Source organism: Pseudofrancisella aestuarii (assembly GCF_003574475.2).
GTDB classification, from domain to species: domain Bacteria; phylum Pseudomonadota; class Gammaproteobacteria; order Francisellales; family Francisellaceae; genus Francisella; species Francisella aestuarii.
Genome location: NZ_QLIS02000002.1, coordinates 344,866 through 370,358, shown reverse-complemented (window position 1 = coordinate 370,358; position 25,493 = coordinate 344,866). Strand labels below are relative to the sequence as shown.

Below are 25,493 nucleotides of genomic sequence, written 5' to 3'. Positions count from 1 at the left end.
ACTAGAGAACACTTTTTAAAAATTTGCCAGTATAAGACTTTTTAAACTTAACTATTTCCTCAGGAGTTCCTTCGAAAATTATTTCTCCACCCTTTGCGCCACCTTCTGGACCTAAATCAATAATCCAATCAGCCATTTTTATAACATCTAGATTATGCTCAATAATAACAACTGTATTTCCTTTATCTCTTAAATCCATTATTACCTTCAAAAGCTGATGAATATCATAAAAATGTAAACCCGTCGTTGGCTCATCCAATATGTATAAAGTTTTGCCCGTAGAGCGCTTAGAAAGCTCCTTTGCAAGCTTAACTCGTTGAGCTTCACCACCCGAAAGTGTAGTAGCACTCTGACCAAGCCTAATATAAGACAACCCAACATTCATTAAAGCCTCTAATTTTGATTTAATGCTTGGGACAGCATTATAAAATTCTATAGCCTCTTCTACAGTCATTTCTAAAACTTCGTAGATGTTTTTACCTTTATATTGTACAGATAAAGTTTCTCTATTATATCTTTTACCTTCACAAACATCACAAGCAACATAAACATCTGCAAGAAAATGCATTTCAACCTTAATTACTCCATCGCCTTGGCATGCTTCACAACGCCCACCTCGGACATTAAAGCTAAATCTACCAGCCGAATAACCTCTAGATCTCGATTCTGCTGTTGCAGCAAAGAGTTCTCTAATAGGAGTAAAAACGCCTGTATAAGTAGCTGGATTTGACCTTGGAGTCCTACCTATTGGTGACTGATCTATATCTATAACTTTATCTAAGTGATTAAATCCCTTATGAGACTTATACTCCATAGGTACTAATGTGCTTCTATTCAAAAGTCTAGAAGCAAGTGGATACAAAGTTCGGTTAATAAGCGTAGACTTCCCAGAGCCTGATACTCCTGTAACACAAGTCAAAGCACCAAAAGGAATTTTTAAATGCTCATTTTTTAAGTTATTTCCTGCTGCACCTAGAATTTCTATATATCTATTTTTTGAGGCTTTTAATCGATTTTTAGGAGTTTCAATTTTTTTTCTACCACTTAAATAATCTGCAGTTAATGATTTTTTATTATTAATAATAGAATCATAATCACCAACAGCTACAATCTCACCTCCATGAACCCCAGCCTTTGGACCCATATCAATAATATAATCAGCTTGGCGAATTGCATCTTCATCATGCTCTACGACTATAACTGTATTACCAAGATTCTTTAAGTTATGCAGTGCATCTAGGAGTCTCTGATTATCTCGCTGATGTAAACCGATTGAAGGTTCATCTAATATATACATAACTCCAACAAGTCCAGCACCTATTTGGCTAGCTAGCCTTATTCTTTGAGATTCACCACCCGATAAAGTATCTGCTTGCCTTGATAAACTTAAATATTCTAAACCTACATTCTCTAAAAATTTTACCCTTAGTTTTATTTCTCTAAGCAAATTTTCAGCTATAAATTTCCTTTGACCATCGAAGGTAAGTTCATCTAACCATATAAGCAAATCTTCTATCGACAATGCACAAACATTAGCAATGTTTTTATCATCTATAAAAATATTGCGTGCATACTCACCAACTCTAGCTCCATTACAAGCTTTACATGTAAGATTACTCATTAGGTCATAAAGATCTTTTTTAACCATCTCCGAGTCTGATTCATAGTATCTTCTTTCAAAATGAGGGATTATACCTTCAAAAGTTTTTTCACGTGTTTGTTTACCACCGCGAATAGAATCAATAGTCATTTTTATTAACTCATCTCCTGATCCATACAAAATAATTTGCTGGATTTTTTGAGATAACTTATTAAAAGGAGTATCTAAGGAAAAATTATAGTGCTTAGCTAAAGACTCTAATTGACTATAATAATATTGATTTGTCTTATTCCACTTAGCTAACGCGCCTGCTTTTAGTGAAAGAGAGCCATCTATAATAATCTTATTCTCATCAAAAAACTCTTTCACACCTAAACCATCACAACTAGGACAAGCTCCTAAAGGACTATTAAAAGAAAAAATTCTCGGCGACAACTCTTTTAGAGCAAAGTTACATAGTGGGCAAGCATGTTTTGAAGAGAATAAAATATCTTCCATTTCTTCAGATATATTAGCTAATCTTATAATACCATTACCTAAATCTAAGGCAGTTTCTAAGGATTCAGCTATTCTTTGAGAATTTTCTTTTTTTGGTTTAAATCTATCAACAACTACTTCTATATTATGTTTTTTATATCTGTCTAACTCAGGATAGTCTTCATCTAAATTAAAAAACTCTCCATTTATTCTAACTCTAATATATCCTAAAGATAAAATTTTATCTAAAAGCGTATGATGCGTTCCCTTTTTCTCAGACACTATAGGAGCTAAAATCATAAGTCGAGCTTCTTCATCAAACTCTAAAATACGATCCACCATTTGGCTAACAGTCTGGGCTTTTAATTCAATATTGTGTGTTGGACATTTCGGCTGTCCTACCCTAGCAAAAAAAACTCTTAAATAATCATAAATTTCTGTGACTGTACCAACTGTAGAGCGGGGATTATGAGAAGTTGTTTTTTGATCAATTGATATAGCAGGCGAAAGTCCTTCAATATGCTCAACATCAGGCTTATCCATTAAGGATAAAAATTGTCTTGCGTATGAAGACAAAGACTCAACATATCTTCTTTGACCTTCAGCATATAAAGTATCAAATGCTAATGAAGATTTTCCTGAGCCACTCAACCCTGTAACGACTGTTAGTTTATCTCTAGGAATTTCTACATTGATATTTTTTAAATTATGGGTTTTTGCCCCTCTTATTATAATTTTATCCATATATTTGAGGGTTAGATATACTTAACCTCTAAGATTTCATAATTTGCTTTGCCTTTAGGAGTGTTTAAACTAAACTCATCACCCTCTTCTTTTTTGATAAGCGCTCTAGCTAAAGGTGCTGAAACAGATATTTTGTGATCGTCTATATCAGCTTCATCTTCACCAACTATTCTATAAACAACTTCTTCATCCGTATCAGTATTTAAAAGAGTTACGGTAGCGCCAAATATAACCATTCCATTATTTGGAATAGTTGTGACATCAATTACTTGAGCATTTGAAAGCTTAGATTCTATTTCTTTAATTCTTCCTTCTATAAAGCCTTGCTTTTCTCTAGCTGCATGATATTCAGCGTTTTCTTTTAAATCTCCATGTTCACGAGCTTCTGCGATAGCTTCAATAACCTGAGGTCTTTGAACTCTTTTTAGATTATCCAATTCTTCTCTTAAAGCTAACTCACCCGCTGGTGTCATAGGCACTCTTTCACTCATTATGGTCTCCCTTATTACGAACCAAATATTAGTTACAATTAAAATTATTATTATCGGTAGTATAAACTACTCTGCCAACCATATTAACTTGTAAGGCCGCCAGATAGTCTCCGTTAAGACAGTAAATTATACTAGCATTTGTAGTATTTAAAAAGCCAACTGGAGATATTAAAATAAAATCCGTATTAAAAGTTGTCGAAATATTTCCCTTGCCAGTTGGAAGTGTAGATATTATTTCATCATTATTTTTATCAAAAACACCATTAGCACTCTGATTGGTAAATGCCACTATTTCAGCATTTCCCCAATTAGATGATCCAGAACATCTTAAACTATCTTCATTTAGCTCATCCGTTGCTCCAATATAACTATCTGAAGTTACTGGACAAATAACAACGCTTGTTCTTTGAGATCTAGCTACTACCTGTCCATACCCTATGATATTCTGCAAACTTGTTAATCTAGTTTCAGCAAAATTTCTTTGATAAAAGGAAAAAGAGCTTATAGCACCCATCATAAGAATAGTCATAATAACTATCACAACCATTACTTCAACAAGTGAAAAACCCTTATTTCTTTTTACACAAAACATTTTATATTTAAATCCTGTTTAACAAAGCTTTTGTAGAAGCATCTAATGAAGAATACTCTTTTGAGTTTTTATTCTCCATAGCTTTTATAATATTCTTACCAAGCTTTTTACCTAACTCAACACCCCATTGATCATAACTATTAATATTCCACAAAACTCCTTGTACAAAAATTTTATGTTCATATAATGCTACCAGCATCCCCAAATTATAAGGGGTCAGCTCTTTAAGTAAAAAAGTATTACTAGGCTTATTTCCTTTAATAACTTTATGGGGCGCAAGAAACTCTATTTGTGTTGTAGACAAGCCTGTAGCTTTTAATTCTTCAAATATTTTATCATAGGATAACCCATCCATTAAAGCTTGAGATTGTGCAAAGCAATTTGCTAATAAAGCTTGTTGATGATTATCATAGTTATGATAACTTTTAGCTACAGCAACAAAGTCAACTGGTATAAAAACTTCTCCCTGATGCAATAATTGATGAAAAGCATGTTGTCCATTAGTACCAACACCTCCCCATAGCACAGCACCAGTTTGATAGTTCTTTATACAATGCCCTTCTAAATTAACTGATTTGCCGTTACTTTCCATATCTGCTTGTTGTAAATAGTCAACTAAATAACAAAGCCTATTATCATATGGTAATAATGTCTGAGTTTGAGCATCGTAATAATTTGTATAAAGTGTACCTAAAAGAGCAGCTACTATTGGCATATTCTTTTCTATAGATGTTTCTCTAAAGTGTCTATCCATAGAGTATGCGCCTTGTAATAATTTTCCAAAGTTATCATACCCAATTGCGAAAGCTATACTCATTCCTATAGATGACCATAATGAATATCTACCCCCAACCCAATCCCACATTTTATAGCAATGTTTTAGGTCTATTCCAAACTCTTTTACTTTATCTAGCTTACTAGAAATTGCTACAAAATGATTTGATACTGAACTCTCATCACCATAAAAGTCAACCAACCAGTTTCTTGCTGATATAGAATTAAGTAAAGTTTCTTCTGTTGAAAAAGATTTAGAGGCTACAATAAATAAAGTTGTTTCAGGATTAACTACGCTTAGTGCTTGTAACAAAGAATCTGCATCTACGTTAGATACAAAATGAACCTTCAGCCCGGTACAATGATAAGGTCTCAAAGCCTCAACAATCATTCTTGGTCCAAGGTCAGAGCCGCCAATTCCAATGTTTACAACATCTGTGATTTTTTTACCAGAAAATCCTCTCCATTCTCCTGAAGAAACACTTTCTACTAAACTCCTAACTCTTTGTTTTTCTTCAGATACTTCTTTACGAATATCTTGTCCATCTATAACTAATGACTCATTAGAAAAATCTCTCAATGCAGTATGTAAAACAGCTCTATCTTCTGTAATATTTATCTTTTCTCCGTTAAACATACTTTTAATTTTTGCATCAATATTTACTTGCTTAGCCAACTGATACAATTCTTGCATAATCTCATCATTTACAAGGTTTTTTGAAAAATCAAAATAAATACCTTCATGCTCTAATGAGTATCTTTCCACTCTGGTGGAGTCATTTTTAAACTCTTGAGATATTTTTAGTTCTTTATACTTTTCTTTTATTAAATGCTCTAATTTTTGACATGCCAACTCTTCCATATCAACTTCTCTCTTATTTTCTTATTTGTCTATAAAAATCATGTGATATAAATAATAAAATATCACCTTCACTATAATTAATCTCTACTGTATTTTCTACAGCATGATTTCTAACACCTGTACTTTCACCAAGGATTAAACTTTCTCCTGATAGTCCATATTTTAACCCTTTATAATATATATTCTTAGCAAAAGGAAATGGGACTATAGAAAACATTTTATTATTAACATCATTTATTTTAAATGTATTTTGAATAAAATAATATTCTGAAAATTCATCCACAAATCTTAAATTCAAACTATCTTTATATTTTTTAGCTATCGACATATTTGAAAGGAAATGATCCATCTCTCCACCACTACTTCCAAAAACTATCACATTTAAAGATTCTTTTTTTATCAAAAAATCTAAAGCCTTTTCAAAATCAGTCTTATATTGATTCTCATCTCTTAAAAAAAGTGACGATTCAATATAAGTAGCTGAATCAAAATCACCTATGACCTTTTCTATTTTAGAAGACAAAAAATCACAACTATGTATTTTTTCATATGCGCCATCAGTACATATGATCTTAAAATCCTCAAATTTCTTTAAATAATTACGACAAAAATCTAGATTTATATTACCATTCAAAAATAAAAGAATTTTATACAATGTCAAATCAACCAATTCACAAAATAACAGATGCAATCATAACCTATTTATAAAAAATAGAAAAATGAAAATAAGAATTATTCAATATCAGGATCTATTACCTTAATATACAGAGTCCCATCTCTAGCTCTTTCAGGACCATGAATATCAGTACCAAATCCTGGCAATCTAGACCCAATTTTTTCTAACATCAATAAAAACTCTAATATTATTTTAGAATCTTCTGTTATTTTTTCACCCGGCAAAACTAATGGAATACCCGGTGGATATGGTAGGATCATGACAGCTGAAGTATTTCCATACAACTCTGTTAATGGAACCTTCTTCACCTTACCCTTTAACAATCTCTGAAAAGCTCTATGCGGATTCATTTCTTGCTCCGGTAACACATCAAAAGCATGATACATAAGATTTGGTAGCTTTGACTCATACATAAAACTATGCAATGTATCACTAATATCTTTTATCTTCATTTTTTCATAAAATCTAGGATCAATCGCATATAGAGATGGCAACATTTTTTCTACTAAAGCATTCTCATCATACATTTGTTTAAATTTATTCAATACCGATAAAAGTCTCATAGATTTAGCTTTTGTAGTTCCAATACTAAATATAAATAGTAGTGAGTAAGGCCCAGACTTCTCAACAACAATATCATGCTCTTCTAAAAATTTAGCAACCACATCTGCAGGAATACCATTTTTCTGAATATTATTATCTTCAATACCTGGTGTTAAAATAGTTACCTTAACAGGATCTAAAAATAAAAAATCCCCATCAACTTCTTCAAACCCATGCCAATCATCTGCATTTCTTAAAGCCCAAGTTTCTTTATTTGTAATATTCTCAGGTTGCCACACATCGAAGAACCATGTTTCTGACTCTCTCTTAAGCTTTAATAATTCTCTTCTAAAATCTATAGCTAGATTTATAGTTTTATCTATAAGATTAAAACCTTGTTCTCCTTCCATCATTGCCGCTGCTGTTTCAGTACTTGCAACTAAAGGATAAAATGGCGATGTCGATGTATGCATCATAAAAGATTCATTTAGTACTTCTTCATTATAGTCACCTTTAATATGTATCATTGATGCTTGACTAAAAGCTGAAAGAAGCTTATGTGTAGATTGCGTTTCAAAGACAGTATGTCCCTCTTTAGGCTTTATTGTCATCCCTGACTTATGCTTATAAACTGGATGAAAAATAGCGTAAGGAATCCATGCACTATCAAAGTGTAATTTTTTAACATCTAAATCTCTATGAATAGTATCTGTATTATATAAAAGACCATCATAAGTTGAGTTAGTTACAACGGCATAGCTAGGCCACTCTGTAGCAATATTACTATCAGCTATTTTTTTCTCTATAACATCTCTTCTGAATTCACTTTTAGGAATGCCACCTATTATTCCATAAGCATTTCTTGTAGGTCTAAAATAAACAGGATTAACATCTACCATCATCATTAAATGAGTAAGTGACTTATGACAGTTCCTATCAAGTAAAACTGTATCACCATCAGCTACACTATACATTCCAACTATTTTATTTGCTGTAGATGTTCCATTAGTAACAATTAAAGATCTATCTGATTTAAAAATTTTAGAAACATATTCCTCAGCATCCTCATGAACACCACTATGATCTAGTAAACTCCCAAGTTCCTGCATTGATATAGAAACATCAGTCTTAAATATATTTTCACCAAAAAAATCATAAAACAGTGTTCCAACTGGAGAACGCTGAAAGCCATACCCTCCCTGATGTCCCGGTGTACAAAAGACTGAGTTAAATTCTTTTGAATATTGCATAAGCCTATGAGTAAATGGAGGCAATATATCGTTAAAATAAGTAGCTATAGTTTTATGTATAAATTCAGAATCTTCACTAGCTAAAGCATCATACTGTATAAAGTTAATATTCAAATTAAAATCTTTTAAATTCAGCTTAATGCTTTGGCCATAGTCTGATACAGCAAATATAGGAAGCTTTGAATTTATATGCGCTATATTATGAAAAGCTTCTAAATTGAATGTAGATCTATCTAAGACTATACAGCAAACTCTAGAATTTTCTTCCAATATTTCTACAACTTCTTGCATATTATCTATAACAAGCGTCAAATATTTTTTTGCTTCTAAATCTGACTGAATTTTATTCAAAAACTCTTCTTTATATGGTTTTAAACTATCCGGATAAATAAAAACAACACTTTTCATAAACCAAACTCCTATAAAGAGAAAATAAAGACCAAATTATAGCATTAATATTTAATTTCAAATACACAATTCACAGATAAGAAAACTCTTTAGAAAATATTTTTATATTTTGCTGTATAACAAATGAAGTTTGTAAGTTTATTTTAGTTTATAATTAAGGAACTTAATATACTTAATCAATTTTGTGAAAATTATATGAAATATAAATTATTAACAGTAGCAATTAGTTTATCCTTAACCTCACCTGCTTTTGCGTTATCTGAATGGTCAAACAATGATCTATCAACATATAAAGCTGGTACTAAAGTTACAGATAATGGACATACTTATCAATGCGTGGAAGGCGCTGCTGCAGGTTGGTGTACTATCGCAGCTTACAAACCTTCTGGAATTTATGGACAATATGCATGGAAGGATTTAGGTTCTCCGACTCCAGCTCCGACTCCAGCTCCGACTCCAGCTCCGACTCCAGCTCCGACTCCAGCTCCGACTCCAGCTCCGACTCCAGCTCCGACTCCAGCTCCGACTAATAACACATGGGACTCTGAAGCAACATATACAAAAGGTAATACAGTTGTATACAATGGCACAACTTATGAAGCTCAATGGTGGACAAAAAATGATAAGCCAAGCGATTCTGGTCAATGGGGAGTATGGCGTGTAACCGGTAATGCTCCGACTCCAGCTCCGACTCCAGCTCCGACTCCAGCTCCGACTCCAGCTCCGACTCCAGCTCCGACTTATCAAACATATTTCACAGTATCTGGCTTACCTCAAAATTCTTCAACTGAACTAGAAATTAAAGATTCAAACAATAATTTAGTTCAGCAGATTGTTGTTTCTAGTGGTGCAAATCAAGCAATGCTTCCTGAAGGAACATACAATGTAAGTGCTAAAACTCTATATCAAGATGGCTCTAAATATACTTTTGAAAATAAACAAATAAGCATAACATCATCTGGGCAAAACAATATAAGCATTGTATTTACAGAATCTGCGAATACTGGAAGCTCTGTAGCTGGTTGGCCAAACCATATTGCTATGGGCGCTGTTACTGATGCAGATACAACTAATACAGCTCAATTACAAGGACGCAATGTTGATGCCATATTTAAGTATGCTGGTGATGGCGGTAACGGTGATCCAGGTAAAATCGTATTCCCTATATATACTAGAAACACTGTCAAATTAGCTTCTAGCTTATCAACTTTAAATAATCACGCTGTAAGACCAGTGATGGTTATGTATACGGGTGAAATGAGTGGTGGTACTGCTTATAAAGACTTTGAAACTGTTGATGTTTTAGCTATGCATTTCATAAACCTAATGCTTGTGACTGAAACTCTAGAAAAAGGTGGTAAAGCTAATGGCACTACTGGTGCAATTGTTCTAAATCCAGATTTATTAGGAATGATTCAACAGCAAAAACTATATAACTCTTCTACTAAACAAATAGGAGATATGAAATCAATTGCTGTTAATAAATCAGTTCAGCAAGCATATTGGTTTGTTACAACTCCTCACGACTGGAATTTAACACTTCAAAATGGTTCAACTATTACAATAACAAATAGAACTCCTTCTCAAGTTCTAGAAGAAGCTTATGCTGGAGAGTACAAAAAATATAATGTTTATTCAGCGTGGGATATTAAAGCAGCATGGGAAAGTGAAGCAATTAGAATATTAGGTGAAGCTCCTAAAAATTTAGCAAACCCAGCTGTCCCTACTTTTGAAGACAACTTCAATGGCTGGATTCAAGCTTCTAACTGGGCTATCAAAAAATTAGGTCCAGATGTGACTTTCGGATGGCAAGAGAACGTATGGAATGACAACTCTGCTAACTGGGTACATAACAACTATTCAGAAGCACAAATTGATTCCGTTATAACAGCTCCTACTGTTAAACTATGGAAAGATTTAGGCGTATATTCAGGCCCATACAAACCAGAATTCTTAATATTTGATAAGTATGAGATGGATCCAATTCCATCAGCGGCAGGTATTGGGTATGTATGGAACCAAAGAGACTGGGCTAATTATCTAACATATGTTAAGCAAATGAGTGAAGGCTTAGGTGATGTTCCTGTAATGCTATGGCAAATACCTGGTGGACATTTACAAATTACTGGAGATGTTGATGCAAGAACAGATCATGCTGCTACTGCTCCTGACTATTTCTTTGGTAATGATGATCTTGTAGCTGGATTAACAAATCTAAAACCATATATCCAAGCTATAAATTTACCTACAGGTTCATATAACTGCTCTAATACAGGATGTGATATGAAATCATATCTAAAAATGGATAATAATGATTGGCATAATAGCCACATGGATCTTGCTAAAGATAGTCATGTATTCTCTATCTTATGGGGAGGTGGAAATACCACTAGCGTTGGTACTTTCCCTAGCAATGATGGTGGTTGGTTAAAAACTAAAGTAAATAATTACCAACAAAATCCTACAGCTATTTAATCATCTATATTTTTATAATTCTTTTTTATTTCAATCTATCAAAAGTCTATTATGAAATAGATCTCTTAATATTAAGGGATCTAAATATATTTAGTAATTCCTATGAAAAATTTAAAGATAAAAATTAAAGCTGATAATTTGGTGGCTCCTTTGTAATTGTCACATTATGAACATGAGACTCACTAAATCCAGCTGATGTAATTTGTACAAAAGTTGGCTCAGTTCTCATTGTTTGTATATCTTTTGAACCTGTATATCCCATACTTGATCTTAATCCACCAATTAATTGATGTATTACAGCATTAAGTAATCCCTTATAAGGCACTCTTCCCTCAACACCTTCTGGGACAAGCTTTCTTGCTTCAGTATTACTTTGAAAGTACCTATCAGAAGATCCTTTCTCCATTGCTCCTAGAGAACCCATACCTCGATAAGATTTATATGAACGTCCTTGGAATAACTCAACTTCCCCAGGTGACTCTTCTGTCCCTGCAAAAAGTCCCCCAATCATAACAACAGATGCTCCAGCAACAATAGCTTTTGCAATATCACCAGAGTATCTAATGCCACCATCAGCAATAGCTGGCACTCCCGTACCCTCTAAAGCTTTAACAACATTTGAAATAGCTGTAAGTTGTGGAACACCAACACCCGCCACAACTCTCGTTGTACAAATGGATCCTGGCCCAATACCAACCTTAACAGCATCTGCACCAGCTTCCACCAAGTCCTTAGCTGCCTCTGCAGTAGCAATATTACCACCGATTACTTGTATATGTGGATAATTCTTCTTAACCCACTTAACCATATCCAGTACACCTTGAGAATGACCATGTGCAGTATCAACAACTATTATATCAACATCTTCTCTTGCTAAGGCTGCTACTCTTTTCTTTGTATCTGAAGCAGTCCCAACAGCAGCGCCTACTCTTAAACGGCCCAAATGGTCTTTACATGCCATAGGCTTATTTTGAGATTTCTCTATATCTTTAGTAGTAATAAGCCCAATAAGCTCAAAATCATCATTAACTACTAAAACTTTTTCAATTTTATTCTCATGAAGTTTTTTCTTAATCGAACCTTGAGAAGCATTCTCTGGAACTGTAACCAATTTATCTTTAGTTGTCATAATAGAGCTTATTGGCTCTTCTAAGTCTTTAGCAAATCTAAAATCTCTTCTCGTAATAATACCAACCAAATGGTTATCCTCATCCACGACAGGAAATCCTGAGAAATTATGCTCCTGTGATAACGCCATAATCTCCTTGATAGAGTTATATGGCTTAACTGTGATTGGATCAATAACCATTCCATTTTCAAATCGTTTAACTTTTTTAACCTCTTGTGCCTGAGCTGCTATAGTCATATTTTTATGAATAATACCTATACCTCCTTCTTGAGCAATTGCTATTGCCAATCTAGATTCTGTAACAGTATCCATTGCAGCTGAAACTAAAGGAATATTAAGCTTAATATCTTTAGTGATATTAGTTTGCAAATCTACCTCATGAGGTAAAACGCTTGAATATCTTGGTGAAAGCAAAACATCATCAAATGTAGTTGCTTGTTCTGTGATTCTTAACATAAAAAGACTCCGTAATTAAATTAAGGATTATGAATTTAATTACGACAATATTTTAACAAATAAGAAGAAATATACTAGAGATTTATATAAAAATTAATTATTTAGATACTTGTGACAAAAGATAATGTGTTAATAACGGTACGGGTCTACCACTAGCTTTACAATTTGAAAAATCTCCCATAGCTGAACCTGCTATGTCAAGATGAGCCCATTCATAGTTTTCTGTAAACTTAGATAAGAATAATGCAGCAACTATAGAACCAGCTGATCTGTCTTTACCACAATTATTAATATCTGCAACATCACTTTTTACTTTATCTAAATAAGGCTTATGTAAAGGCAGTCTCCATACTAAATCATTAGATATCTGTGCAGCATTTTGTAAACTATTCGCTAAATTATCACTATTGGCAAACATACCAGAATAAGCATCACCTAAAGAAACGATCATTGCACCAGTAAGAGTAGCGGTATTAATAACAGCTTTTGGTTTATATTTTTCAACATAAGTTAATGTATCGCATAAAACCAATCTACCTTCCGCATCAGTATTACTAACTTCAACTGTTATGCCTTTCATTGTTTTAAGCACATCTCCTGGGCGGTAAGAACGAGCATCAACAGCATTTTCAGCTAAAGCCATAACTCCAACCACATTTATAGGTAGATCAAGCATAGCTAAAGTTTTCATTGTCCCTATAACAGTCGCAGCACCGCCCATATCCATTTTCATAGAATCCATACCTGCTGCTGGTTTTATACAAACACCACCATTGTCGAACACTAACCCTTTACCAACTAATACTATTGGTGCATTTTCTTTACTACCGCCATTATATTCCATACATACAGTATAGTTAGACATATCTGAGCCACGCCCTACAGCTAAAGCACAATCCATACCTAACTCAGCCATAGCATTTTGATCCAAATAAGAAAGATTAAATTTATCATATTTAGATGTAAGCTCTCTTGCTTCGTTTAATAAGTAATCAGTAGTACAAACATTAGCTGGTAAATTTTGCAAATCTTTTGCATAGTTTTGACCAAAAGCTATTGCAGATCCAACCTTAGTAGACTCTTCTAAATCTTGGTCACCCTCATAAACAACTTCTATACTTTCTAAAGAGTATGTATCTTTCTCAGATTTAAGAGCATCAAAACCATAACTCTCAGAAACAAAATTTCTTACAACTTCTGATGCCAATTGTTTTACATCATTAAATCTAGGCACTAAATAATTAATATTGATTGATATTTCTTGAATATCTAATTGTCTTAATTGTTTACATACATTAGCTACTACTTTATGAAACTCTGAGGATAAAAAGTTTTTATTCTCTCCCAAACCAACTAGTAAACCTTTTTTTTCTGGATGAAGAAGAGGCAACACCTCTCCAAATTTAGCTTTAAAAACTTTTTGATCTAACAATGCTTTAGAAGTTGGGCACTTCATATTGTCAGTTAGCTTTTTTATATCATCATTAAATATTAATACTATCTCAGTCACTAACGTGCTCTGATCATTAATCATCAATTTCATAGAACCTCTCTGAATATATTAAATTGAGTTTTTTAAAAACATCTAGAATATATAATAGCAAAAAAACATTTCTGCAACATTAAATTTAGTGCATTAACTACTGACTTTTCTTTAGAAAAAATATAGAATCGAAAGTAGCATTTCTTTAAATGATACTAGCTTTAAACTTGATTTTAGAAAGATATTACAATCGTGACGTAGTTCACACCTTTATAAACTTAACATTTTTTATCTTAGCTATTGTATTAAGCAATCTCCTTATTAGACTCTTTAATGAAGCATACTCAAATGGCTTTGGCGTAGATGTGGTTTTTAAATATGTAATATTAACTATACCTCAAGATCTTGCGTATCTACTACCTATAACAATATCTTTATCAATAACGCTATGTTTTGGAAAATATTTTTCGAACAATGAGATGTTTGTAACGCTAGCTGGTGGAATTACATGGGCTCAAATAATAAAAAACCTTCTAAAACCAATACTGTTTATAAGTTTTATTGCCCTATGCCTTTCTATGTACATTCTTCCTTTCTCAAACCAAACGACTATGATATTTCAAACATCTTTAGCTGCTAAAACAATGTTACAAGCTGTCTCTGATAAAAAAATCATCAAAATTCCAAATGGTACAATAACTGGTTATATTGGTCAAAAAGATGATGATTTTTTAAAAGATATATTTTTATATCAAATAGGATCGCCCAAATATACCGTAATAACTGCTCCTACTGGTCATATTGCATCAGAGTCAAATAGCTCCTCTATAATTCTTGATAATGCAAATATCTATACAATCAACCCAATAACTAACGAAACCTCTTATGGTACCGCAGTAAAAGCTGAAGACATCATGTATCAACAATCTAAGGATTATCAACGCGATAACTTTAACAAATTTTATCCTGGTGAATTAATAACTAATATTCTACAAAGTTCAAATAGTACTTATAAAAGGTATGCTTTAACTGAATTAGTTACAAGATTTGGATCTTTTTTTACTGTCATAATAGCAGCCATATTAGCTTTATCTATGTGTAGACTCCGCCCTAGACAGAACAAATATGCCAAACTATTACCTTCTGCTGCTGTTTTATCAATATATTTATCAGCATCAATGTTTGTAAATACACTCATGCTATCAGGTACAATACCTATATGGATTGGTGCATGGATATGTCATGCTATTTTTGGATCTATTGCTATCTATAATCTTCGTAAACAAAATGGATCAGAAAAAATAAAAAAACTTAAAAGGAAGTAATTTGTGACTAGTAAAATTGATAACTATATTTTTAGAACAGTGCTTGCTTCCTGCTTAATAGTTACAATTATTTTTAGTGTTTTGTTTTTTATATTCACTTATCTAGCCGGTGTTAGTAACTCACAAGAAAGTGCCTTAGACGTTTTATTAGACACCTTATTCCAATTGCCAGGAATTTTATATGTCCTTATGCCAGCTTGTGCTATGGTTGGAGCATTAATGGGCTTAAGTTTGTTAGCTAATAATTCAGAAATTATCATATTAAGAGCATCAGGTTTGTCAACTTTTCAAATAGCTAGAGGAGTGATAGGGGTTGGGCTTCTTGCAACAATAATTACAATTATACTTGGAGGTTACATCTCCCCAGCATTAGAAAGACAAGTTGCCACAGGCAGTTTGTATAATAAAAATATTTGGTTAAAAACTCCAAGTGGATTTATAAATATTAAAAATATAAATACTGAAAAAGGTGAAGCTACTGGTATTAGAAAATTTTTAGTTACGGATAGTAAGCTTGATGAGGTTAGATATGCTGAGAAAGCAGTTTATAGTTCAGATAAAACAGCAACTGCTTATAACATAAGTAAAATCCAGTTTCCTAACAAGCCAAAGCAAAATATTGATGTTACAAAACAGATAAAAGAAGATTTTTGGTCTGATGCTTTAGCTTTATCAATTGCCAACATTGTAACTATTGATAAAAACTCATACTTAAACCTAAATCAACTGTTTAAATATACTTTTGCACCAAAACTAAATACTGACGATGGTTCTATACGTTTAAAATTTTGGCAGGAAGTCTTTCAGCCGATATCTTTAATTTTATTGATGTTAATATCTGTTCCTCTTAGTCTAGGTTCAACACGCTCCTCATCGATGATATTAAAACTGTTATTCGGTGCATTTATTGGATTTATGTTCTTTATTATTAACCAAATATTTGGACCTATGGCTCTTATGTTAAGACTTCCTCCAATTATTGGGGCCATGGCCCCCACCATAATAGCCGCTGTACTCTTAATCATTTTATTTATGAAAGCAAAAGAATAAACATTTAGATATGCTAATCCACAAATACAAGTTAAAAAATGGCCTTGAAATTTATATAAAACAAGATAATCGTGCCCCTGTAATTCTTTCTCAAATTTGGTATAAAGTCGGTTCCACATATGAACCTAAAGGCCTAACAGGAATATCACATATGCTTGAACACATGATGTTCAAAGGTACAGATAAGTATTCAAAAGATGATATGAATAGCCTTGTTGAAAATAATGGAGGCATTCAAAATGCTTTTACAAGTTTTGATTTTACTGCCTATTATCAATTTTGGCACAAAAAAAATCTAGATTTAAGCTTATCAATAGAGTCTTCTAGAATGTCAAATCTTAAATTTGATGAGGTTGAGTTTTCACCTGAAAATAAAGTAGTTATAGAAGAAAGATGTTTACGCATTGAAGACAAACCTTTTAATTATGCTTTTGAACAGTTTATGAAATTAGCTTATCAAGATAATTCTAGGCACACTCCTATAATTGGCTGGCTGGAAGATATTAAAAATTATAAGCTAAATGACTTAAAAAGCTGGTATCAAGCGAACTATGCTCCAAATAATGCAGTTATTGTTTTAGTTGGAGATATAGATCCTGATGAAGCTTATGATAAAGTTAAAACAAATTTTGAGGATATCAAAGAGTCTATAGTTAGTGAGCCTAAAAAAGAGAAAAGCATTTTAAATATTGGCTATAGACATAAAAGTATTAAAAGAAGTCCAAATGATATAGATAACTTAATATTAGGATACATTACACCATCATTGACTACAGAATATGAAGAGAATGATCCTTTTGCCTTAATGATATTAAACAATATATTAGGTGATGCTGACGCTTCTATCTTTCAAAAAGAAATGGTTAGAGATACAAACTACTGTTGCCATATTGATACTGAGTATTCACCTTTTATAAGAGGTGAAGATATATTTATTATTACTGCAATAGCTAATGAAACTTTTTCATTAAAACTAATTCAAAATAAAATTGAAGAGATTTTAGATAGATTAAAAACCGAAGGTATAACATTAGAGCAGTTAAATAGAGCAAAAGTTACCATTAAATCCGATAAAGTTTTTTCTATGGACTCCCTAGAGACTCAGGCGAACCTAATAGGTAGTCTCGCTTGTGTTGGGCTAGATGTTGATTACTACAAATATATAGATAAACTTTATGATGTAACTATATCTGACGTAAATCGTGTATTAAATAAATTCTTTAATAAAGAAAATTTAACAAGCCTATACCTTAAAAAAGATTAAAAGAGATTTTTATGTTACAAAAATGGATAATTAATAAAACTCCTGTTTATTTTGAGCAAACTTCTAGCCTACCTATAATAGATATCCAAATAAACTTCAAAGCTGGCTCTATTTATGATAATGAAAAAGTAGGTTTATCTGACTTAGCTGTTGGACTATTTGCAACAGAAACTCATATTTCATCTGAAGACGAATTAATTAATAAAACTACAGACATTGGAATATGTATAGATGCTCATGCCAACAAAGAATTCTTTTCAATAAAGATTAGATTACTAAGTGACCCCGAAATCATCCAAAAGACAATAGATATTCTAAAGGAAATATTTTTAGAGCCCAAATTTAGCACTAAAATTTTAGAAAGAGAAAAAGCTCAAACTATTACACACATAAACTATGTACAACAACAGTCTAACTATCTAGCATCTTTAGAATTTTCTAAATTATTATTTAAAGATAATCCTTACGCACAACCCACACTTGGATATAAAGAAACTGTAGAAAAGATAGCTATTAAAGATATAAAAAGCTTTTTTCAAAAGTATATATGCACATCAAATATGAATCTCTGCATAGTTGGAAATATAAATGATACCGAAGCAAATAAACTTAGTGAAGAAATTATTTCTGCTTTGCCTGAGGGTCAAAAAAATACACAATCTTTTATACAAAAGCCTGTAAAAAAAGAACTTTTAAAAAAACAATTCCAAAGTAAACAGACTACTATACTTATGGGTCATCAACTTCTTATACCTATTGACAGCCCCCTATATTTTCCGTTGAAGGTTGGAAATGAAATACTTGGCGGTGGTGGTCTAAATTCCAAGCTCTTTAATAAAGTAAGAGAAGAGCTCGGTCTAGTCTATCATGTTGGAAGCAGCTTAAATATTAGTCCTGACTATGGTAGCTTCATTATTTCTGCACAAACTAGTAACTATAAATTAGCTTTAGATACTATAAATGATGTTTATTTAGACTTTATTAATAATGAAATAGATAAAGAAACTTTACAAAATACCAAGAACCATATTGAAGGAACTCATTTAATTGGATCAGTCAAAAATAGTTCAAAATTAAATATGTTATCAACCATTGCCAATAAAGAATTAACTTTAGACTTTTTCAAAACATATGTTGATAAAGTTAATCTCGTTAACAGTAAAGATATTTATAATGCTTTTAAACAAGTACAAGAAAATGAAATGATTACTGTCATGGTCGGAGACTTTAGTGAAAACTAACACTGTTAGAGTCATATCGGGAAAGTTTAAAGGAAGAAAACTTAAGTTTCCTGATACACAAGGATTACGCCCTACTTCTGACCAAATGAAAGAAACTATTTTTAACTGGTTACAACCATACATATATGATTCTATTTGTATCGATGCTTTTGCAGGTAGTGGCTCTCTTGGCATAGAAGCTATATCTCGCGGTGCCAAGAAGGCTATTTTCCATGAAATAAACCTCAAAGCATTAAATCAAATAAAAGAAAATCTTCAAACTCTAAACATTTTAAATGCCGACACCTATAAAATAGATTTTCTTAAAGCAATCTCAGAATTAGATACTAATAATGACAATTTTATAATATTTCTTGATCCACCCTTTAATAAAGGATTATCTGAGAAAGCTTTAAATGCTATCACCATAAATGAGCAAATATCAAATAATACTCTTATATACCTTGAGATAGAAAAAGGAGCACATCTTAATCTAGAGAATTCTTTTAATATAATCAAATTTAAAAAGTCAGGAAATGTAACATCATATCTCTTAACTAAAAAATAACTATTTACTATTAATTATAATTATAGTTACAATACTTTATTAAAATTAAGTCTTCCAGAAATATTAATATGACTAACTTTGAACATGTGGGCATTAGTGGACCATATATTTTTAGCATTATGTTTGTAATAGGCATAACTGCTGAAAGTATGACTGGGGTAATATCATCTAGCCGGAGAAATATGGATGCCTTTGGTGTGATTGCCATAGCTATTACAACAGCACTAGGAGGCGGGATTGTTAGAGATATTTTACTTGGAAACTTACCTGTAACGATAATCCTACATTCGGAATACATTCTTATTTGTTTAATTGGTGCAATTATCGCATTATTCACACAAAAATATATAACTCGCCTTTATAAAGTATTCCTTATATTAGACTCTATAGGCTTAATAGCATTCGCTTATATCGGTAGTAACATAGCTTACCATATATGTACTAATGTATTTAATATGCCTTTCATTAACGTTTTAATTGTTGGAACAGTGATAGCTATAGTTAATGGAATTTCTGGCGGTATTATGCGAGATATGATTTGTAATGATATACCTGTAGCCTTTAAAGATGAGCTTTATGCTTCTGTTGCAGGAATAATAGGCCTAACAAATATTATATTTATGCATTACGGTGTAAATATCTATGTTGGTAGTGCAATTATAATTAGTGTTGGAATGTTGTTGAGAGTTCTGACCATTCAATATAAATGGAAACTTCCCCAAATTTAAGCCCCACTATGAAAACGAAACTCTTTATCTTCAGATAAGATCAACTCCTTTTCAACCTCTCCGATTCTTTGAACATGCTCACTTATATCTTTATTAGAATATTTCTCTGCAAAGTGTAAATAAACTGTAAAATGCCTTTTTTCAGATTCTAATAGACCATTATAGAACTTCTTCAACTCATTATCCAAGTATGGAGCTATCTTTGCAAATCTTTCACAAGAGCGTGCTTCAATATATGCTCCAACAATTAAAGCATCTATAAATCGACCCTCTTTATCAGTTCGAACAACTTTCTGTAAACCCTCAGCATATCTAGATGCACTTACATTTTTATAACTAATACCTCTTTTTTTCAAAATTCTCTGAACTTGTTCATAATGAACCAATTCTTCTCTAGCTATCTTTGACATTCTCATTATTAAATCTGGTTTATCTGGATGCCTATATAAATAGCTTATAGCTGCAGAAGCTGCTTTCTTTTCACAATATGCATGATCTAAAAGCATTAGATCTATATTTTCTAGAGCCTTTTTAATCCAACTAATTGGAGTCTCACAAAGAAGAAAGTCTTCTACAGTTTCAAAATTTGCATATTTATATTCCATTTACAAACTTAACTTATTTAAAATTTAGTTATCTAGTATATTAAAAAAGAATTATAAATAAAGTATAAAAACAATCTTCTTTAACCACACCAGTTTTATAATATATAATTCATATATGGATATATAAGTTAAAAGATAAATATGGCTAATCCAAATATAAATAACCATCGCGTTGATAAAGATGAAATTCTATATCATATTTCTTTAAGTACTAATCTAATAAAAAATTCTGAAATTGCTATTCTTCCTGGCGATCCTGGAAGAGTCGAATTTATAGCGAAGATGCTAGATACAAATGCCTCTTTCCTAGCTAAAAATCGAGAATATACTTCCTACCTTGCTAAAGTAGCTAATAAAGATATTCTTGTTATTTCCACAGGCATGGGAGGCCCATCTTCTGGAATATGTATAGAAGAACTAGCTATGATAGGTGTTAAGAAATTTATACGTGTTGGAACTTGTGGGACCATACAAGAGCATATTAATATTGGTGATATTATTGTTACAAACGCTTCAGTTAGATTAGATGGTACTTCATATCATTACGCCCCTATAGAATATCCTGCCGTAGCAAGTCTTGAACTAAATAGCTCCTTACAAAAATCTGCTACAAAAGCTAATCACAATGTTTTCTTCGGGATAACAGCTTCTTCAGATACTTTTTATCCAGGACAAGAAAGACAAGATAACTATAGTGGATATGTTAGAAATCAATTTAAAAATACTGTTAGCGAATGGAGAAAACTTAATGTACTAAACTTAGAAATGGAGTCATCTGCTATACTTACAATTTGTGCTACATTTGGATTAGAGGCGACATGTCTATGTAGCGTAATGGCAAAAAGAACTAATTCAGAAAAAGTTGATAAAAGTAAATATAATGATTCTATGAGCACTATAATGCTTATGATAAAAGACAGCATCCAAAATAATTTCTATATAGATTAGGAGAATATAAGAATATGACTATAACTCGTGAAGATAATATTTTAATTGATAAAGCATATGAAGCCTTCCTTAATGCTCATGCCCCTTATTCTAAGTTTAAGGTTGGAGCAGCTCTTCTAATGAAAGATGGAAATATTATAAATGGTGCTAACGTTGAGAATTGTACATTTGGACTTACTAACTGTGCCGAAAGGACTGCTATCTTTTATGCATTCTCACAAGGATATAGGAAAAATGATATTGTTAAAATTGCTGTTCTTGCTGATACTGAAAAAGCTGTTTCTCCGTGTGGTGCATGTAGACAAATAATGTCGGAACATCTTACTTTAGATTGCCCTATAATTCTTACAAACATAGCAAGATCTGATATCGTAGAGACAAATATAAAAGAATTACTGCCTTATATATACGAGTTGCCTTCAGATTTATAAATTAAGATATAAAGTAAATGGTGGGTTGTACAGGATTCGAACCTGTGACCAATTGGTTAAAAGCCAACTGCTCTACCGACTGAGCTAACAACCCAATTAATAGATAAAATTTATTTGAAAGAAGTGGTGGGTTGTACAGGATTCGAACCTGTGACCAATTGGTTAAAAGCCAACTGCTCTACCGACTGAGCTAACAACCCAAACTCAATGCTGTTTATTATACTAATGTGATATTTTAAGTCAATAACTTTTGTGACATTTTATTGTTTCTATATAGAATCTCTATTGGATGCCTAACTCTATGCCCCTCTATCCTTTTAACCTGAGAACGGCATGAGAATCCAGTTACCATAGCAGAAGCTAGCCCAACTTTAGTCATCTCTTCTTTCCAACTCAAATTATAAATATTCTTAGATGTTTCTAAATGTTTAGCTTCATGACCAAAACTACCTGACATACCACAACATCCAACCTTAGCAACATTCATCTTATAGCCAAAATGTCTAAATATTCTCTGCCATTGAATTAATGAAACACTAGACAAAGATCTTTCAGTACAGTGTGCAAATAAAGTAAACTCTTCACCAACATTTTCTTCAGCAATTGCAATTTCTGGAAGTTTTGAAAGTAGCCACTCTTGAATCATCTTAACTTTAAATTTAACTTCATCACCTAACAATTTCACATATTCATCTCTATAAACTAATGTCATCGCCGGATCTATACCAATCATCTCTATCCCAGCCTCTGCTATTTGGTTATACAGAGAAGTAGCTTTTAATGCCTTTTTCTTAAAGTATTTTAAGAAGCCTTTAACATGTGCTGGCTTACCATTTATCTTAAATGGAGCAAAATATACTTTATAACCTAATGATGTTAGGAAATCATACAAGCTCAAAGCTATGTCTGTATCATAAACTGTTGTAAATACATCCTGAATCACACAAACAGTTTTATTTTTTTCTTCTTTTGACAGGGTTTTAAAAGTTTCTAAATCAAAAACAGGGGCTTTCCTTTTCTCGAGCTCTGCTCGTAGATTTAGCATACTAATAGATGGAGTATCTACCATTCCTATTAATTTTGGCACACTATTTTTTAATAATTGTGTATTAAATAAGTCATTAAAGATTCTAGGCATGCGCATGTTAACTTTTAACATAGCTTCGCTATACTTAATAACATAATCAAGCTTTGGACGACGATATTTAGAATGATAATTAGCTAGAAACTCTGATTTCATGTGCGGAATATCAACCTTAATTGGACATGCTGTTGCACAAGCTTTACAGCCTAAACACTCATCTAAAGAATCATAGACTTGATGAGAAAAATCATTAGGTACATTTTTAGCTGTTTCAATACCTATACTATCAAGCTTATCAACTGTCGAGTATCCTTCAGCAGATAATTGCTTCAACCATTCCCTTAATATAGCTGAGCGTCCTTTTGGAGAGTATACCCAATTTCGACTAGCCTTCGCTGAAGGGCATATAACTGTATTTGAATCATAATTTAAACACTGAGAATTACCATTACAATTAAATGCTCCTGAAAACTGTTCTCTCATTTTCTCAGGAACTTGAGAATCCCCATATCCCCTAAACGGGCCATCTACTTTAACTAGTTTATCTGAGCTACCATAAGGAACAGCAATTTTTCCTGGATTTAATTGATTATATGGATCAAATGATTTTTTAATATGCTCTAATGATTTATATAGCTCTTCACCAAAATAATCTTTTACATATTCACTTCTAAATCCTTTCCCATGCTCTGACCAATATAATCCTCCATATTTTTTAACTAACTCATTAACTTCTTTAGTTAACTTAGCTATTTTTTTCATATCTTCTTCAGTATTCATATCTAATGCTGGGCGAACGTGTAAACAACCAACATCAACATGCCCAAACATACCATACTTTAGTCCATATGAATCTAAAAGAGCAGTTAGTTCCTTTATGTAATCTGCTAGTTTTTCTGGTGGTACTGCAGTGTCTTCCATAAACGGAACAGGTTTTTTGTCGCCCTTCATTGCACCAAGTAAACCGACTCCTTTCTTTCTTAGTTCCCATAGACTTTCTATTTCCTCTTTATATTCTGTGAAATGAAAACTAATACCTTGAGCCAATAAACTTTCTTCCAGTCTCGCAGTTTTGTCATGAAGAACATGCTCTTCTTGAGATATAAACTCTACAAAATTTACAGCTGCAACATTAAAACCTCTTTTCTTTTCAAGCATATGCTTAATTTTATGATAGATTTCATCTTCTTTAGCAAGACTAATAATATTGCCATCTACTGTCTCTATAGCTGAAGGGTCAAAAGACAAAAGCATTCTTGCAGATCTCAAAGCAACATCAAAGTCCAAGTATGAAATAGCAAAAAGAGCTTTATACTTTGGTTTTTTAGTAAGTTTCAATTTAAGTTCTGAAACAAAAGCCAAAGTTCCTTCTGACCCAGAAATTAAATAGCTTAAATTAACAGAATTTTTAGTTTTATCATAAGTTTTTGCAAGATTATAGCCTGTTAAAAATCTATCTAACTTAGGTAAATCTTTCTCAATTTGATCATATTTATCTATAATTTGTTCAACAATTGTTGAGTATATATTTTTTTCTATCTGAGTAAGCTCACCTTCTTTTATATCAGATAGTTTTATGGATTTAGTAGCAAGATTTGTTCCATCAACCAGTACACACTCTAAACCCAATATATGCTGACTAGTACGACCATAAATTCTAGAACCCTTTCCACACGCATCAGTATTTGCCATCCCCCCTAAAGTAGCCCTATTACTAGGAGATAAGTTTGGAGCAAAAAAATACTCAGTATCTTGTAAAGCTTCATTTAGTTGATCTAATACGACTCCAGGCTGAACTCTTACATACTCCTCATCTAAATTAATTTCTAAAATATTGTTTAAATACCTACTTGTATCAATCATTACTCCGCTACATAGTGACTGGCCATTAGTTCCAGTACCAGCACCTCTAGGAGAAAACTTTAGATCCTGATATTCGGACTTTGCAGCAAGTTCAAAAACTTTTTTTACATCATCTGCAACTTTTGGAAAAAGAACTAATTCAGGAACAACGATGTAAATACTATTGTCAATAGATGAAGATATTCTAGATGCGTAATCTGAATGAATATCACCCTCAAATTTTTTAGACTTTAAATCTTCTATAAAACTATTTACTAAAACGTTTAATGTATTTGTTTTATCTAATACTGGAATCTGCTTTTGCATTTATATGACTACCTAACAAACCTAATTGATTTTATATAAAAAATGACTTCTCTAAAATTATATATTTTTTTTCGCATACTATAAAACCAATATTGCTAATTTCATGCTATCATCTGCTTAATGCTCCATAAATTAGGAGAT

At 32.2% G+C, this 25,493-nt stretch carries 19 protein-coding genes and 2 tRNA genes; 9 read left to right on the top strand and 12 right to left on the bottom strand.

Features of this window, described 5'->3' with window-relative positions:
• Position 1 precedes the first annotated feature (1 nt).
• The 6 genes from uvrA to ldcC are packed head-to-tail and all read right to left on the bottom strand — an operon-like array spanning position 2 to position 8,417.
• The gene (gene uvrA / locus DNK87_RS05910; RefSeq protein WP_119329955.1) at positions 2-2,821 is read right to left on the bottom strand and encodes an excinuclease ABC subunit UvrA; all 2,820 of its coding nucleotides are present in this window, start codon (positions 2,819-2,821) and stop codon (positions 2-4) included.
• 11 nt (positions 2,822-2,832) lie between these two features.
• Positions 2,833-3,312, bottom strand: coding sequence for a transcription elongation factor GreA (greA, locus tag DNK87_RS05905; protein ID WP_377654834.1), 480 nt, complete (start codon positions 3,310-3,312; stop codon positions 2,833-2,835).
• Between the two features lie 28 nt (positions 3,313-3,340).
• Positions 3,341-3,904: a GspH/FimT family pseudopilin gene (locus DNK87_RS05900; protein WP_119329953.1), complete on the bottom strand. Its 564-nt coding sequence runs from the start codon at positions 3,902-3,904 to the stop codon at positions 3,341-3,343.
• A gap of 7 nt (positions 3,905-3,911) precedes the next feature.
• Positions 3,912-5,540: a glucose-6-phosphate isomerase gene (gene pgi / locus DNK87_RS05895; protein WP_119329952.1), complete on the bottom strand. Its 1,629-nt coding sequence runs from the start codon at positions 5,538-5,540 to the stop codon at positions 3,912-3,914.
• A gap of 13 nt (positions 5,541-5,553) precedes the next feature.
• The gene (locus DNK87_RS05890) at positions 5,554-6,231 is read right to left on the bottom strand and encodes a thiamine diphosphokinase (protein WP_244614625.1); all 678 of its coding nucleotides are present in this window, start codon (positions 6,229-6,231) and stop codon (positions 5,554-5,556) included.
• A 41-nt stretch (positions 6,232-6,272) separates the two neighbouring features.
• On the bottom strand, positions 6,273-8,417 hold the full coding sequence (gene ldcC / locus DNK87_RS05885; RefSeq protein WP_119329951.1) for a lysine decarboxylase LdcC: 2,145 nt from the start codon (positions 8,415-8,417) through the stop codon (positions 6,273-6,275).
• Between the two features lie 195 nt (positions 8,418-8,612).
• On the opposite strand from ldcC, the gene DNK87_RS05880 reads away from it, so the two are divergent.
• Positions 8,613-10,892, top strand: coding sequence for a carbohydrate-binding protein (locus tag DNK87_RS05880; RefSeq protein ID WP_119329950.1), 2,280 nt, complete (start codon positions 8,613-8,615; stop codon positions 10,890-10,892).
• 124 nt (positions 10,893-11,016) lie between these two features.
• Here the strand turns inward: DNK87_RS05880 and guaB are convergent, their stop codons facing one another.
• Together guaB and DNK87_RS05870 are read right to left on the bottom strand one after the other, a co-directional pair.
• Positions 11,017-12,477 carry an IMP dehydrogenase gene (guaB, locus tag DNK87_RS05875; RefSeq protein WP_119329949.1) on the bottom strand — a complete coding sequence of 487 codons (1,461 nt, stop codon included), beginning with the start codon at positions 12,475-12,477 and terminating at the stop codon, positions 11,017-11,019.
• Between the two features lie 97 nt (positions 12,478-12,574).
• The gene (locus tag DNK87_RS05870) at positions 12,575-14,020 is read right to left on the bottom strand and encodes a leucyl aminopeptidase (RefSeq protein WP_119329948.1); all 1,446 of its coding nucleotides are present in this window, start codon (positions 14,018-14,020) and stop codon (positions 12,575-12,577) included.
• A gap of 149 nt (positions 14,021-14,169) precedes the next feature.
• Here DNK87_RS05870 and DNK87_RS05865 point away from each other — a divergent pair, with 149 nt between their 5' ends.
• From DNK87_RS05865 to DNK87_RS05840, 6 genes are all read left to right on the top strand, one after another.
• The gene (locus DNK87_RS05865) at positions 14,170-15,285 is read left to right on the top strand and encodes an LptF/LptG family permease (RefSeq protein WP_244614624.1); all 1,116 of its coding nucleotides are present in this window, start codon (positions 14,170-14,172) and stop codon (positions 15,283-15,285) included.
• Positions 15,286-15,288: 3 nt separating this feature from the next.
• Positions 15,289-16,335 (top strand): LPS export ABC transporter permease LptG, encoded by a 1,047-nt coding sequence (lptG, locus tag DNK87_RS05860; protein ID WP_119329947.1) that lies wholly within the window; start codon positions 15,289-15,291, stop codon positions 16,333-16,335.
• A 10-nt stretch (positions 16,336-16,345) separates the two neighbouring features.
• Positions 16,346-17,599 carry a M16 family metallopeptidase gene (locus tag DNK87_RS05855; RefSeq protein ID WP_119329946.1) on the top strand — a complete coding sequence of 418 codons (1,254 nt, stop codon included), beginning with the start codon at positions 16,346-16,348 and terminating at the stop codon, positions 17,597-17,599.
• Positions 17,600-17,610: 11 nt separating this feature from the next.
• Positions 17,611-18,840 (top strand): M16 family metallopeptidase, encoded by a 1,230-nt coding sequence (locus tag DNK87_RS05850; protein ID WP_119329945.1) that lies wholly within the window; start codon positions 17,611-17,613, stop codon positions 18,838-18,840.
• Positions 18,830-19,387, top strand: coding sequence for a 16S rRNA (guanine(966)-N(2))-methyltransferase RsmD (gene rsmD, locus DNK87_RS05845; protein ID WP_119329944.1), 558 nt, complete (start codon positions 18,830-18,832; stop codon positions 19,385-19,387). The genes DNK87_RS05850 and rsmD overlap by 11 nt, the downstream gene beginning before the upstream one ends.
• Before the next feature lie 68 nt (positions 19,388-19,455).
• The gene (locus DNK87_RS05840; protein ID WP_119329943.1) at positions 19,456-20,115 is read left to right on the top strand and encodes a trimeric intracellular cation channel family protein; all 660 of its coding nucleotides are present in this window, start codon (positions 19,456-19,458) and stop codon (positions 20,113-20,115) included.
• On the opposite strand, the gene DNK87_RS05835 is transcribed toward DNK87_RS05840, so the two are convergent.
• Positions 20,112-20,720, bottom strand: coding sequence for a MiaE family protein (locus DNK87_RS05835; RefSeq protein ID WP_119329942.1), 609 nt, complete (start codon positions 20,718-20,720; stop codon positions 20,112-20,114). The genes DNK87_RS05840 and DNK87_RS05835 overlap by 4 nt on opposite strands.
• Positions 20,721-20,861: 141 nt before the next feature.
• On the opposite strand from DNK87_RS05835, the gene udp reads away from it, so the two are divergent.
• Positions 20,862-21,668: a uridine phosphorylase gene (gene udp, locus DNK87_RS05830; RefSeq protein WP_119329941.1), complete on the top strand. Its 807-nt coding sequence runs from the start codon at positions 20,862-20,864 to the stop codon at positions 21,666-21,668.
• A gap of 14 nt (positions 21,669-21,682) precedes the next feature.
• Positions 21,683-22,099, top strand: coding sequence for a cytidine deaminase (locus DNK87_RS05825; protein WP_119329940.1), 417 nt, complete (start codon positions 21,683-21,685; stop codon positions 22,097-22,099).
• Between the two features lie 18 nt (positions 22,100-22,117).
• On the opposite strand, the gene DNK87_RS05820 is transcribed toward DNK87_RS05825, so the two are convergent.
• The 3 genes from DNK87_RS05820 to DNK87_RS05810 form a co-directional block, all read right to left on the bottom strand.
• Positions 22,118-22,193, bottom strand: a tRNA-Lys gene (locus tag DNK87_RS05820).
• 30 nt (positions 22,194-22,223) lie between these two features.
• Positions 22,224-22,299, bottom strand: a tRNA-Lys gene (locus tag DNK87_RS05815).
• Positions 22,300-22,334: 35 nt separating this feature from the next.
• A complete protein-coding gene (locus DNK87_RS05810) occupies positions 22,335-25,352 on the bottom strand; it encodes an FAD-binding and (Fe-S)-binding domain-containing protein (RefSeq protein WP_119329939.1) in 3,018 nt (1,005 codons plus the stop codon).
• Between the last annotated feature and the right edge of the window lie 141 nt (positions 25,353-25,493).